This is a genomic window from Calorimonas adulescens (assembly GCF_008274215.1).
In the GTDB taxonomy this organism is placed as follows: domain Bacteria; phylum Bacillota; class Thermoanaerobacteria; order Thermoanaerobacterales; family UBA4877; genus Calorimonas; species Calorimonas adulescens.
The window spans coordinates 55,484-69,793 of sequence record NZ_VTPS01000007.1 but is presented as its reverse complement, the minus strand read 5'-3'; the positions used below and the strand labels follow the sequence as shown (position 1 = coordinate 69,793).

The following is a 14,310-nucleotide window of genomic DNA, read 5'->3' as shown; positions in this document are numbered from 1 at the left end:
GGCCCGTAATAAAGGTAGAAAAATCAATATTGCAGTTAAAAAATAAAACGAAAAGGTGAGCACGAAAGCTATAGAGATATCTAAACCAGAGTTGACTACTATATTCCTATATGATAATATTTGAATATAACGAAGGAGATGATTTCCACCTATGGATAAATATGAATTGCGGGCAGAGGTTATAAAAGCTCTTTCTCACCCGGCAAGGCTGAAAATAATAGATATCTTATCGAGTTGCAACGAAAAATGTGTATGTGAGATAATGGAAGAACTTGGATTGGAACAGTCAACGGTTTCTAAGCACCTGTCAATCCTGAAAAGTGTTGGTATTATAGACAGCAGAAAGGACGGCTTGAAGGTATTATACCATTTGAATGCTCCGTGTATGGTGTCATTTTTTGGATGCATAGACAATATATTGAGTCGTGACATCGAAAGAAGGATGTATCAGTTGGAGAGGGGATAGGAGAATTGAAAAACTGGCAGAAGTTTACTCTAATTGTTACAGTGTTTTTGCTGGCATATTTTGTACCGTTTGAACGACCACGTGTACAGGGTGCTGTAATGGAATCATTATATATGCTCCAGGACTATGTTAGGCTTCATGTACTTACGTGTCTTATACCGGCTTTTTTTATCGCAGGGGCGATATCCAGCTTTATTTCTCAAGGTTCGGTTATAAAGTATCTTGGGGGCGGAGCCAATAAGACGGTCAGTTATCTGGTTGCTTCTTTATCAGGTACAGTTCTTGCTGTCTGTTCATGCACAGTTTTGCCGTTGTTTGCTGGTATATATAAAAAGGGTGCAGGAATTGGGCCGGCAACATCTTTTCTATACTCTGGTCCGGCAATAAATATATTGGCAATAATACTTACTACCAGGGTGCTGGGCTTTAAAATAGGCCTGGCCAGAGCCATAGGTGCTATATCTTTTTCAATTATCATAGGTCTTATTATGTCTGCACTTTTTAGAAATGAGGATGCAGTCAGGGCCAACTTGGAGGTATCATCAGTCTATCAGGAGGATGGGGAAAGAAGTGCAACCCAAAACATAATATACTTTACAGTAATGATACTCATTTTGATATTCGCTGCGTGGGGAAAGCCAGAACAGGAGGTTGGGTTTTTCAGCGATATATACAGAATAAAATGGTATATAACCGGTTTGCTTCTCATGGTCCTTTTTGCAATTTTGTTAAAATGGTTCAAGAAAGATGAGATACATAGCTGGCTGGATTCTACATGGCTCTTTACACTCCAGATTATGCCCCTGTTATTCGCAGGCGTCATGGTTGCAGGACTTTTGATGGGAAGGCCGGGAACAGATGCCGGGCTTATACCATCGAGATATGTGGCTTATCTGGTGGGTGGAAATTCAATAACTGCCAACTTTGTGGCCTCAATAATAGGTGCATTTATGTATTTTGCCACATTGACAGAGGTACCAATACTACAGGGTCTTTTGGGTTCGGGTATGGGTCAAGGACCAGCCCTTGCGTTGCTGCTTAGTGGCCCGGCCTTGAGCCTGCCCAGTATGCTTGTTATAAACAGCATACTGGGTGTTAAAAAGACTGCAGCATATATTACGCTGGTAGTCATCATGTCTACCATTGCAGGGTATATATTTGGAATGGTCTAATGAAAGGAGGTGAAAAAATGGAAATCAAGATACTGGGCACCGGATGTCCTAAATGTCAGGCCTTAGAGAGAAACACCAGGGAAGCATTGAAAGAGATGGGCATCGAGGCTGAAGTGACGGAGGTTAAGGATATAAAGAAGATTATGCAGTATGACATAATGACAACCCCTGGTATAGTTATAAATGAGAAGGTAAAAGCTGCTGGCAAGGTTCTAAGCAAGGATGAGATTAAAAAGCTCATTGAGGAAGAAAATGTGTAATTAAAAAAACGGATCAGGTATTTCATCTTTTTTCTCAATGTGGTATAATAATTGACAGTTTAAATATTGCAAACACTGTGAAGGGGAAGAGTAAGCAGGTAATCCATACAGGGAGGGACCACCATTGACTGAGAGCGGTCCTATGAGTATGCCTTCTGAAGTTCGCCCTGGAGTGGATGGGCTGAAATATGGAGTAGGTCCTTACGGCCTGGCCGTTATATTATAAGTGAGCTTTATGCTAATAAGGGTGGTACCGCGGAGCCTTTCGTCCCTGAAAAGGATGAAAGGCTTTTCTAGATTTATACATAATTTACTTTGCAGACAGAGATGCTTTTATGGAAGGCATCAGAAGAAAGGTGAGACGACAGCATGTATGTTGACTAACCAATCTCGGGTTGGAACTGATAATAAAGTATGATCGAATTTGAAACAATCACTTTAAAAGAAAAATAGGAAAGGATGTGATGCGATGGACCTTGAAAGAATCAGGATGGAAGCAGAAACTGAAATACAAAATGCCTCTGATATACAAGTGTTGGAGGAGACAAGGATTAAATACCTCGGCAAAAAAGGAATAATAACCTCTGCACTCAAGAGCATAGGCGAACTTCCAAAGGAAGAGAGACCGGCTGCCGGTGTGAAGATCAATGCGGTCAAGGTTGTCATTGAGGAAAGCCTTAATCATAGGTTAAAAGAGCTTGAAGAGAAGGAACTGGAAGAAAGATTAAAGAAAGAATATATTGATATAACCGTGCCGGGCAGAAAGCCAGAATTGGGTCACCTGCACCCGCTCACCATAGTAAGAGAAGAGATAACTGAGATATTCCTTGGATTGGGCTTTAGCATAGCCGAAGGACCTGAAATAGAGTATGACTACTATAATTTTGAGGCATTGAACATCCCGAGAGACCATCCGGCAAGGGATATCCAGGATACTTTCTATATTAATGACAACATAGTTTTGCGTACACACACGTCTCCTGTTCAGGTAAGGACAATGGAGAGGCAGAAACCTCCAATAAGGGTTATTGTGCCTGGAAGAGTATACAGGTCTGATAATATAGATGCTACCCATTCACCAGTATTTCATCAGATAGAGGGGCTGGTGGTAGACCGCAATGTTACTATGGGCGACCTCAAAGGCGTGTTAAGCCTCTTTGCCAAGCAGCTTTTTGGGGAGGATACAAAAACAAAATTCAGACCACATTACTTTCCGTTTACAGAACCCAGTGCTGAGATGGACGTTACCTGTATGGCATGCAAGGGTAGAGGATGCAGGGTTTGTGGGGGTACAGGATGGATAGAGATACTAGGTTCAGGTATGGTACATCCTAAGGTCCTCTCTATGTCAGGCATTGACCCTCAAGAGTATTCAGGATTTGCTTTTGGTATGGGTCTTGACAGGATAGCAATGCTAAAGTATGGAATAGATGACCTGAGGCTATTCTTTGAAAATGATATTAGATTTATCAGACAGTTTTAAGGGGGGCTGACAATGCTTGTACCATTGAGCTGGCTTAAAGAATTTGTGGATATAGATATACCGGTAGGAGAGCTCTGCAACAGGCTTACTATGACAGGTACTAAAGTGGAAACATATAAATATATGGGGGAGAACATAGAGAATGTTGTCATTGGTAAGATATTAAAGATAGAAAAGCATCCAAATGCAGATAACCTTCTTGTTGGGAGTGTGGATACAGGTAACGATATCCTTAGGATTGTTACAGGTGCCACAAACATATATGAAGGAGCGTTTATACCTGTTGCCAAGATTGGGGCCAGGTTACCCGGTGGTATAAAAATCAGGAAGAATAAGCTCAGAGGAATAGAGTCTATGGGTATGATGTGCTCTGCCGAGGAGCTTGGTTTGGATGAATCACTTTTGCCAGAATATCAGCGTGGAGGGATATTCATTCTTCCCGAGTTACCTATCGGTGAAGATGCTGTAAGGGCTATTGGATTGGATGACTATATCATAGAATTTGAAATTACACCCAATAGACCGGATGAACTGAGTATAGTAGGAATAGCCAGAGAAGTAGCCGTAACTCTTGGAAAAGAGTTTAGAATGCCTAACTTTGACATGCCCGAAGTGCTTAAAACGGAAGAATTGCCAATCACAGTAGAGATAAAAGACAATGACCTCTGCAAAAGGTATGTAGGGTGTGTGATAGATAATATTCAGATAAAAGAATCGCCTTGGGATATTCAGATGAAGCTCATCAAGTGCGGCATAAGGCCTATAAACAATATTGTGGACATAACCAATTATGTGATGCTGGAGTTGGGGCAGCCGCTCCATGCCTTCGATGCGGATAAGGTTTCTGAGGGAAAGATAATAGTTCGAAGGGCACTGGAGGGTGAGAAGATAGTGACCATAGACCATAAGGAGAGGGAATTAAGAAGTGACATGCTCCTTATAACTGATTCAAAAGGGCCCATAGGGATAGCCGGTGTGATGGGTGGATTGAATACTGAGATAACAGCAGATACAAAGAGGGTATTTATTGAATCTGCAAACTTTTTGGGAAGTAATATCAGACGTACCTCTAAAGCATTAGGGATGCGTTCTGAAGCCTCTTCCAGGTTTGAAAAGGGCCTGGCCTTGGAGATAGCACCTTTAGCTGCAAACAGGTGCGCTGTTCTCATAAGTGAGCAGGGGGCAGGTATTCCCTACTCTAACATGATAGATGTATACAGCGTGTTACCGGAAAGACATTCAATTACCGTAAACATAAACAGGATAAATGGGTTACTCGGTCTTAATATTGATGTCAGAACCATAACGGAAATTTTAGAAAGGCTTGAATTTAAAGTTGATATCCATGGTGACATGCTGAATATAGCACTGCCGTATTTTCGCAACGATATAGAGGGAGAGGCAGATATAGCGGAGGAAATAGCCAGGTTTTACGGGTATGACAGAATACCTGAAACCATACTGGATGGCAAAAGAATGGTCCAGGGCAGGAGGACATTGGAGCAGACGCTGGAGCTCAGGGCTAAAAACATTCTTTCTTCATTTTCACTGTATGAGGCTGTTACATTTTCATTTGCCGATCCTGAAGACCTTGACAGGTTGTACCTGCCACAGGAGGATCTGAGGCGTAAATATGTCACCATATCAAACTCTCTTGGTAAAAACCAGAGTGTGATGAGGACCACCCTGATTCCAGACATGATAAAAACCCTAAAGTTAAATATATCAAGGGGATATAAGAGGGTACTTATGTTTGAAATTGCCCCTGTATATTTCAGGAATGATGAAGAATTAAAAGAGCTTCCTGATCAGGTTAAGAAGTTATGTATCGGACTATCCGGGGAAAATATAGATTTTTACGATATCAAAGGGTGCATAGAGTATATGTTTGAGGGCCTGAATGTTAAGGGTGTCAATTACACAAGGTCTGATGAACCCTACCTTCATCCCGGGGTTTCCATAAATATCATAATAGATGGTGAAGTTGTTGGCTCTGCAGGAAGGCTGCACCCCAGGGTTGCCGATAGATATGATATTTCCCGGGAAACATATGTGGCGGAACTGGATATGGATGCTATATTTAAAAAGGCCGATGTAACAAAAACCTACAAGCCATTGCCCAAATTCCCATCTGTGGAAAGGGATGCTGCATTTATAGTTGCTGAGGAAGTGAGTGTGGGTGATATGACAAAAGCAATAATGGAGAGCGGAGGAAAATTAATTGAAGAAATTTCGCTTTTCGATATATATAGAGGTAAACAGATACCTGAAGGGAAGAAAAGCGTGGCATTTTCCATTACATTCAGGGCTGCTGACAGGACGCTTACTGTAACCGAAATAGATGATGTGATGACTAAGATAATAGAAAGGATAAAGACAGATTTCAATGGTGTTTTAAGGGGGTGAGGCTTTGCCTTGCTCTTTTATTTTTTATACAAGAAGGAAAATGGATAACAATAGCGAAACTATTATATAATTGTGTTATATATTTATTTGCTGTCTTTCTATTCTATTGCAAGATGCAGAACACTTATACAACATCCTGAGACAATGCATTTTTTACTTAATTAAGGCGGAATCAGTTTGGTACGGGAGATGATGATGATGGGTGATAACCCCAATCTCGTGGAAGTAATGATAAATGGGAAACCATATAAGATGAAAAGTCCCAGTGATATAGAGTATATGAGAGAAATTGCAAACACTGTAGACCATATGATAACGGAAATACGTAAAATGAATAAGAAGCTGGACAGGGAAGACATGGCTGTACTTACCGCCCTGAATCTTGCTGACAGGCTCAAGAAAAAAGAAGATGAGATAGAAAGGTTGAACGAAACTGTGTCCAGGCTTATGTCGGAGAATGAGGGATTAAAGAGAAATATTGAGGAGTTGACAAAAGAATTAAATGATTTTATTACTGCTTTTGACAGGAGCAAGAATTTTAAGCTATGAAGGAGTTGACTTTAGATTTGGAATGCAAAATATCCAAAAGAGATCTAAAAGCTTTGGAGTATGACAGGATAATTGAGATGTTAAAAGGCCTTACCTTTACTGCGATGGGATATGAACGTGCCGGAGCCTTATATCCTGAACATGATATGAATGTGATAAAGCTCAGACTAAATGAAACACAGGAAGCCCTGAGGTTTATCGGTTTTAAAGGATTTCCGGTAACCGGTAAGTTGAAGGATATAAGAGGGATATTAAACAGTCTTAGGATAGGCTCTGAGCTCAATCCTGGTGAACTTCTGGACATATCAAGGATTTTAAATTTCTGTGAAATAATGAGGGATTATATATTAAATGATGATTTGGGTTGTGAGTTAATTACAGATTACGGGGCCAAGATAAAACCTCACAGAGAGCTCAGAGATGATATTGAGTCTAAGATTATCTCAGAAGAAGAGATTGATGATAATGCAAGCCAGGAGCTTTTTTCTATAAGGCGGAAAATAAAAAATCTCAATATTTCCATACGCGAAAAACTTAATTCGATTATAACATCTCCCCAATACCAGAAAATGCTTCAAGATCCTATAATAACCATCAGGGAAGGACGATATGTCATACCGGTTAAGCAGGAATTTAAAGGGGCTGTAAATGGTATAATACATGACCAATCTGCCAGTGGGGCAACGCTCTATATTGAGCCCATGCCGATAGTAGAGATGAACAACGAGATAAGGCAGTTAGAGTTAAAGGAGAGGCATGAAATAGAGAGAATATTAAAAGATTTGAGTGAAAGGGTGAGGCAGGTACTTGAGGACATAGAAGAGGATATTTATATATTAGGTGAACTGGATTTCATATTTGCAAGGGCATACCTCGCCCAGAAGATGAATGCGGTAAAGCCTGAACTTAATGACAGAGGTATATTAAAACTCAAGAAGGCCAGGCATCCGCTTATACCTGTGGAAAAGGTAGTACCAATTGATATTGAAGTTGGTAGAGACTTTGATGTACTTGTAATAACAGGGCCAAATACAGGTGGTAAGACCGTATCATTAAAGACTGCAGGGCTTCTTGAACTCATGGCGCTTTCTGGTCTCTTTGTTCCTGCAGAGAGCGGTTCTGAGGTAGCGGTTTTTGATAACATCTTTGCCGATATAGGTGACGAACAGAGTATTGAGCAATCCCTCAGTACATTCTCATCTCATATATCCAATATAGTCAGGATAATTGACAATGTACAAGAAAATAGCCTTGTGCTCTTGGATGAGCTTGGAGCAGGGACAGACCCCACAGAAGGTGCAGCACTGGGCATTGGTATACTGGAATTTTTCAGAGAACACGGTATAAGGGTTATAGCCACAACGCATTACAGTGAGGTCAAAGCCTATGCGCTTAAAATGGAAAGGGTGGAAAATGCCAGTGTTGAGTTTGATGTAAGCACACTTAGGCCTACATACAGGCTTATGATAGGAGTTCCTGGCAAAAGCAATGCATTTTTAATATCTGAAAGATTGGGGCTTGATAAGGGGATAATTGAAAAGGCAAAGGAATATTTGTCTACTGAGGAGATAAGTATGGAGGACCTGATTGTAGACCTTGAGAGGAACAGGATTCAGGCAGAGGAGGATAGAAGGAGAGCAGAGCTCCTCACAAGAGAGATAGAGTCAATGAAAGAAGAACTTGAAGAAGAAAAGAGGAAGTTGGAGCTTGAAAGGGTAGAGGTAATCAAGGAGGCTAAGGATAAAGCAAACAGACTGATTTCTGAGACAAAAAAAGAGGCAAACCGTATAATAAAAGAATTAAGAGAGCTAAATAAGATAGAGGATCGTTCCAGGAGAGATAGGGAGATTGAAAGGTTAAGAAGAGAAATGAATGAAAGGTTGAGCCCAGATGAAGAGGTATTAAAGGAGATAAAGGGCAAACCTTTGAAGCTTATCCCTGGCATGGATATTTTTATTAAGTCTATCGGTCAAAAGGGCACAATATTGAGAATCGATGGGGAAAAGGTTGAGGTACAGGCAGGGATAATGAAGATTACTGTGGATGAATCAGACCTCCTGGAGGTAGAGTCAAAGAAGAAGGTAACAGTGCAAAAGCAGGCTGCACTTAAATTGAACAAGGTAAGCACCATTTCTCCTCAGATAGATATCAGGGGGATGAATTTAGATGATGCTGTTATCGTGATTGATAAATACCTTGATGATGCATATCTTTCAGGGTTAAAACAGGTAAACATTATTCATGGAAAAGGGACAGGGGTGCTCAGAAATGGCATAAGAGATTTTCTCAGGGGAGATAAAAGGGTTTCATCATTCAGGTTGGGTAACTTAAATGAAGGTGGAGATGGCGTTACGGTGGTGGAACTAAAGTAATGAATAAAAATGAAAGGATACTGGTGAGTGCATGTCTTGCTGGATTTAACTGCAGGTATGATGGTAAAAACTGCTTAAATGAGAAGATATTGAAACTGGTTATGGAGGGTATGGCAATACCTGTGTGCCCTGAGCAGCTTGGCGGTCTTAAAACACCACGGAATCCTGCCGAAGTCTGTATAAATGATGGCAAGACAAGAGTTTTTGACATTGCGGGGAACGATGTTACTGAAGAGTTTAATAAGGGTGCACGGGAGACATTAAAACTGGCTATGTTATATGGTGTCAAAAAGGCTGTATTGAAATCGAAAAGCCCTTCCTGTGGCAGCGGGGAAATCTATAGTGGCAAATTTGATGGAGAGCTTATAGATGGAGATGGGATAACTGCCCGGCTGTTGAAATATAACGGGATTGAGGTCATTAGAGAGGATGACTTGTAAAAATTAAGACAGGGAAATTTCCCTGTCTTAATTTTTATCTGCTCTCTTTTCCTTATTGTTATCAATATTGTTATCAATGAATTTTCTTATCTGGTTTAATGCTCCAGTGACAGCATTATTGCCATTAACATTTTCTTCTTGGGGACTGCCTGGGGTATTATTTTCCGTGTCACCGTTCGTTTGCCCGCTACCGGGTGCTTCTACACCATTTTGCGGAGGTTCAGACTGGCCAGGCCATGGCGACTGTGTTGCTGGCCCATGGATATCGCAGTATTCCTCTGGCAGTATATATGCCTTGTCCCTTGTGTTCAATGAAGGATCCCTGTCTGGTATGTTCATAAACACTTTCGTTTGAACATCTTCTGGCGGACAGTATTCTGTTGCGAGTTTGCCTGTTGTTACATCAACGGTTGCAACCTGATGGACAGTGCAGTATCCCTTTGGCTCTGTTCCTTTTATGAATATATCCCTTACAACCCTTGAGCCCCTCGGGTCTCTGGCACACAGATCAGTAGGTAATTCTCCGGAATCTTTGCATACATCAACCCACGTGAGTCCGTCAGGCACATCAAATTCTTTTGATGTAAGCCCCTCATGCACCTTTGTCATTACATCCTTCCACAGCCTGGCCGGGTAACTGCCGCCTGTTACGTATCTGCCGTTGGGTGCCTTTAATACCTCGTTTTGGTCATATCCCATCCATACCGCAGCAGAGTAATAAGGTGTGTAACCTACAAACCAGGCGTCTTTGTAATTGCTGGTTGTACCAGTTTTGCCTGCTACAGGCATATTGGGTATTTGAGCACCTGTACCTGTACCGCCAGATACAACACTGCGCATAAGACTTGTCATGATGTATGCCACCTGTTTGCTGACCACCACATGTTTGTCGGGTTTATTTTCCAGAAGTACAGACCCGTCTTTATCAACCACCTTTGTATAGGTATGAGGCGTTATATAGACTCCGCCATTAGCTAAGGCTCCATAAGCAGCGGCCATCTGCAGCGGAGATACACCATGTGTAAGACCGCCTAATGCCATGGGGGCAGGATATCTATCCTCAGGGTCTATATCGAGGCCAAAACTTTCAGCATACTTTACGGATGTATCCACCCCCAGAGCCATAACCAGCTTGGCGGCCGGTATGTTTCTGGAATATTGTATTGCTTCTCTAAGGCTAATACGCCCCCAGTAGTTATTTTCATAATTGTGTACCTGCCAGTCTCCGCCTTTCTGATGTACAACAAACGGTGTGTCGTCTATGGGTGAACGGGTAGTGTAACCATTATCTATGGCAGGTGTATATACCGTAAGGGGCTTAATTGAAGAACCAGGTTGTCTTTTAGACTGAGTGGCTCTGTTTAATAATCTTTTCCCTTCATGGCCTCTCCCGCCAACTATACCTTTAATCTCCCCGGTATGATAATCGATAATAATCATTGCCCCCTGTGGCTGAAGTGCACCATTTGTATCTTTTTTGGTCTGTGGAAAAAGATCATTGTTTTCAAAGGATTTTTCGATATTTTCTTGAACTGATATATCCATGGTGCTGTATATTTTTAAGCCGCCGTTATATACTTTTTTTACAGCATCATCTCTTGAATAGTTGTATTTTTTTTGTAGGTCGTTTATAACGTCGTTGATAACCTGATCAACAAAGTATGCGTGATCATAATCAGTTACCCATTGAGCAGTTTTATACTCCAGCTTTTCATTTATTGCCTTTTCATATTCATCTTGTGTAATGTATCCCTGCTCAAGCATCAGTTTCAAAACCAGTTCCTGCCTTTCTTTGGCGTTTTTCTCATTGGCATAAGGAGAATACCTTGAAGGATTTTTAGTTATACCGGCAATAACTGCACATTCTGCCAGGTCAAGCTGGTCTACATGCTTTCCAAAATATATAAGTGAAGCTGCTTCAACACCATTGACGTTAATATTTGGTGAGCCCAGAAATATGGTATTTAAATATGCCTCCAGTATTTGGTCTTTTGAATATACGTTCTCCAACTGGTATGCAAGATATGCCTCCTGGATTTTGCGCTTTAGTGTTTTTTCCGGGCTTAACATGACTGTCTTAATTAACTGCTGTGTAATGGTGCTTCCGCCTTGTGTAATGTCACCGGCTTTAATATTTGCAACAAAAGCGCCCATTATTCTGATAAAATCTATTCCATGATGTTTATAAAACCTGGCGTCTTCTGTGGCTATAAATGCGTTTTTTAAGTTATCAGGGATTTTATTTATGCTAACCCAGAGTCTGTTCTGATCTCCGTGCAGGTTAGCTACCTGAATGTACGAGCCACTGTTTTTTGGATCAGGTGCGTAAACTATGGATGATTGACTCTGTGTTAAGAATTCATCAGGATTTAATGGAGGAGCACTGCGTATTGCTGCCAGCACATATCCCCCTACGGCTCCTACTGCTATTACAATAATAAGTAGGATACTTATTAAGACTATATGAAATATATTAAAGCGTTTTTTACTCTTCCCTCTCTGCCTGTGGCTTTTTTCATTGCCGTCATTCATTAATTTGATTCCCTCCTTGTTTGGAAAGCACCTTGTTGTTTTAATTATAACATAATGTGGCTATAATAATAAACAAAGCTTTTTTACATAAACTACAAAATCAAGGAGGATTTTTTAGATTTATGTAGAAAATAATATTTATAAAATAATAATTATGAAGGAGGTATTTCTATGTGGAGATGTTCAGTATGCGGTTTGATCTATGAGGGTGAAGAAGCACCAGATGTATGCCCTAAATGCGGCGCCGGTAAGGACAAGTTTGAAAAGGTTGCTGAAGATAAGGAGACTTTGATAAACAGGTCCAGGTTTTCAAATGGCCTCCATATGGAGCTTTATGGTATGATGACAAAGATCGTGGAGTTGGCTCAGAAAGGGATTGATGATAATCTCGATCCAGCGTGTGTGAAGATATTTAATGAAGAGAAAGAAGCAGCTCTGATGTTCCAAAGGAAGATCATGGCTGAGCTTCAGACTCATATGAACAAGAGCAAGTGGGGTTAAGTAAAATGCAGCCATATGGCTGCATTTTACTATTTATGTTTAACATTTTGTTTAATTTATGATAAAATAAGACAAAATAGCAAAAGACATGGAGGTTATAGAATGCTGGATCTGGAAGAACAAATGAAAATAATAAAAAAAGGTGTGGCAGAGATAATTTCAGAGGATGAACTGAGGGAAAGATTGAAAAAATCTATTGAAGATGGAAGGCCATTGAAAATCAAGTTTGGGATGGATCCAACTGCCCCTGACATTCATCTTGGTCATACTGTTATATTACGCAAGTTAAGGCAGTTTCAAGACCTTGGGCATGAGGTGACCCTGCTTATAGGAGATTTTACGTCATTAGTAGGGGACCCTACAGGAAGGTCTGAGACGAGAAAACCAATGACACGGGAAAAGATAATGGAAAATGCCAGGACGTATCAGGAACAGGCGTTTAAAATTTTGGATCCAAACAAAACTATTATAAGATTTAACAGCGAATGGCTTTCTAAATTGACATTTGAGGAAGTGCTTGTCCTGTCATCAAAGTATACAGTGGCCAGGATGCTGGAAAGGGATGACTTTGAGAAGAGGTTTAAGTCTAATATTCCTATATACATACATGAATTTATGTACCCGCTTATGCAGGGCTATGATTCTGTGGCATTGGGGTGTGATATTGAGTTTGGCGGTACAGACCAGAAATTTAACATATTGATGGGGAGAATGTTGCAAAGGGAATATGGCAAAGAAAATGGTCAGATAGCTATTCTCATGCCTATTTTAGAGGGTATAGATGGGACAAAAAAGATGAGTAAGAGCCTGGGAAACTACATTGGCATAGATGAGGATCCCAATGATATATACGGCAAGATTATGTCTATACCTGATGAGCTTATAATCAGATACTATAATCTGGTTACGGATGTCCATCCTGATAAGATAGAAGAGATAAAGTCCAAAATGGATGATGGTTCATTGAATCCGAGGGATGCCAAAATGGCACTCGCCAGGGAAATAGTTTCACTCTATTATGGCAGGGAAAAGGCTTTAGAGGCGGAAGAGAACTTTAAAACCATTTTTCAGAGAAATGAGATACCTGAAGACATAGAGGAAATAATGGTTGATTCTGAGATATTTAATGATGGGAAGGTATGGCTGCCTAAGCTTTTGACTGTTGTAGGCCTTACCCCTACAAACAATGAGGCTAAGAGAATGATAGAACAGGGTGCTGTAAGATTGAATGGAGAGAGGATTACAAGTATTGAAGAGGATATAAAGGTCAATAATGGGGACGTCATTCAGGTTGGCAAGAGAAGATTTGCAAGGTTAATAGTAAAGTAACATAAAAAATCCCTCCATCATAAAATATGTGGGGGGATTGTATCTATGAAAAGGCGAATGGGGTTCAGGATACATAGAGTTCATCGTTATAGGAAAGCTGGCAGCAGGATAAGGGTTAACCGGCCTCTGCTGTATTTTTTGTTCACTATTGTGCTGCTTTCCGCTGCTTTTTTGTTTATTGAAGAGCAGATAAGGCCTACTGTCGTTGCTATTGGCCAGGCAAAGGCAAGGACTATAGCTACCGATATAATTAACACAGCAGCTAAAGAGGCACTGGGTTATGATGGATATAAAGACCTGTTTTACGTGATAACCGATAATAACAAGAAGGTAGCCATGGTGGAGCCAAACACAGTGAAGATAAACAACCTTGTCTCAAATACAGTCAATATTTTGCAGAATAGACTAAATGCATTGGGTACTATTGATAGCTATATATATCTCGGTTCTATCTTTAACAGTCAGCTGTTTGCTAATCTTGGTCCAAAGATTAGGCTCAAGTTATATTCTGTAGGAAGTACAAGCGTGAGTTATCGTACTACATTTGATAAGGCAGGAATTAATCAGACAAGGTATATGCTGGAGCTTATCGTAAATGTCAGGATGCAGGTTGTGGCACCTTTTATAAGCGACAGTGTAGATGTTTTAAACAATGTGCCCATTGCCGAGATGATTATAGTAGGTGATGTGCCTCAGAGCTATATCGATGTAAACGATGAAAATGTGCCGACAACGCTTCCATACCCCAGTCCTATAATACCTCCAGAAATAAAAGTAAAGTAATAATTTATTATCTCAAC

General features: G+C 40.6%; 12 protein-coding genes and 1 other annotated feature. Of the genes, 11 read left to right on the top strand and 1 reads right to left on the bottom strand.

All coding sequences use genetic code 11. The features are described 5' to 3' along the window. Positions 1–151: 151 nt before the first annotated feature. The 8 genes from FWJ32_RS05900 (at position 152) to FWJ32_RS05865 (ending at position 9,148) form a co-directional block, all read left to right on the top strand. Positions 152–466: an ArsR/SmtB family transcription factor gene (locus FWJ32_RS05900; RefSeq protein ID WP_149545044.1), complete on the top strand. Its 315-nt coding sequence runs from the start codon at positions 152–154 to the stop codon at positions 464–466. Between the two features lie 5 nt (positions 467–471). Further along, positions 472–1,638, top strand: coding sequence for a permease (locus FWJ32_RS05895; protein ID WP_238988807.1), 1,167 nt, complete (start codon positions 472–474; stop codon positions 1,636–1,638). A gap of 17 nt (positions 1,639–1,655) precedes the next feature. Next, positions 1,656–1,898 carry a thioredoxin family protein gene (locus FWJ32_RS05890; protein WP_149545043.1) on the top strand — a complete coding sequence of 81 codons (243 nt, stop codon included), beginning with the start codon at positions 1,656–1,658 and terminating at the stop codon, positions 1,896–1,898. Between the two features lie 68 nt (positions 1,899–1,966). Beyond that, positions 1,967–2,174: a binding site (T-box leader), on the top strand. A 193-nt stretch (positions 2,175–2,367) separates the two neighbouring features. Further along, a complete protein-coding gene (gene pheS / locus FWJ32_RS05885; RefSeq protein WP_149545042.1) occupies positions 2,368–3,381 on the top strand; it encodes a phenylalanine--tRNA ligase subunit alpha in 1,014 nt (337 codons plus the stop codon). A gap of 12 nt (positions 3,382–3,393) precedes the next feature. Next, entirely contained in the window at positions 3,394–5,787 is a 2,394-nt protein-coding gene (gene pheT, locus FWJ32_RS05880) for a phenylalanine--tRNA ligase subunit beta (RefSeq protein WP_149545041.1), read from the top strand. Between the two features lie 198 nt (positions 5,788–5,985). Beyond that, entirely contained in the window at positions 5,986–6,336 is a 351-nt protein-coding gene (locus tag FWJ32_RS05875; RefSeq protein WP_162523531.1) for a cell division protein ZapA, read from the top strand. 17 nt (positions 6,337–6,353) lie between these two features. Next, positions 6,354–8,708 carry an endonuclease MutS2 gene (locus FWJ32_RS05870; RefSeq protein ID WP_149545095.1) on the top strand — a complete coding sequence of 785 codons (2,355 nt, stop codon included), beginning with the start codon at positions 6,354–6,356 and terminating at the stop codon, positions 8,706–8,708. Beyond that, on the top strand, positions 8,708–9,148 hold the full coding sequence (locus FWJ32_RS05865) for a 2-thiouracil desulfurase family protein (protein ID WP_149545039.1): 441 nt from the start codon (positions 8,708–8,710) through the stop codon (positions 9,146–9,148). Before FWJ32_RS05870 ends, FWJ32_RS05865 begins: the two co-directional genes overlap by 1 nt. A gap of 27 nt (positions 9,149–9,175) precedes the next feature. Here FWJ32_RS05865 and FWJ32_RS05860 read toward each other — a convergent pair whose 3' ends face one another. Then, positions 9,176–11,680 carry a transglycosylase domain-containing protein gene (locus tag FWJ32_RS05860; protein ID WP_149545038.1) on the bottom strand — a complete coding sequence of 835 codons (2,505 nt, stop codon included), beginning with the start codon at positions 11,678–11,680 and terminating at the stop codon, positions 9,176–9,178. A 171-nt stretch (positions 11,681–11,851) separates the two neighbouring features. On the opposite strand from FWJ32_RS05860, the gene FWJ32_RS05855 reads away from it, so the two are divergent. From FWJ32_RS05855 to yunB, 3 genes are all read left to right on the top strand, one after another. Next, positions 11,852–12,181 (top strand): rubredoxin-like domain-containing protein, encoded by a 330-nt coding sequence (locus FWJ32_RS05855; RefSeq protein ID WP_203227592.1) that lies wholly within the window; start codon positions 11,852–11,854, stop codon positions 12,179–12,181. A gap of 102 nt (positions 12,182–12,283) precedes the next feature. Then, positions 12,284–13,510, top strand: coding sequence for a tyrosine--tRNA ligase (tyrS, locus tag FWJ32_RS05850; protein WP_149545036.1), 1,227 nt, complete (start codon positions 12,284–12,286; stop codon positions 13,508–13,510). Between the two features lie 45 nt (positions 13,511–13,555). After that, positions 13,556–14,293 carry a sporulation protein YunB gene (gene yunB / locus FWJ32_RS05845; protein ID WP_149545035.1) on the top strand — a complete coding sequence of 246 codons (738 nt, stop codon included), beginning with the start codon at positions 13,556–13,558 and terminating at the stop codon, positions 14,291–14,293. The last annotated feature ends 17 nt before the right edge of the window (positions 14,294–14,310 follow it).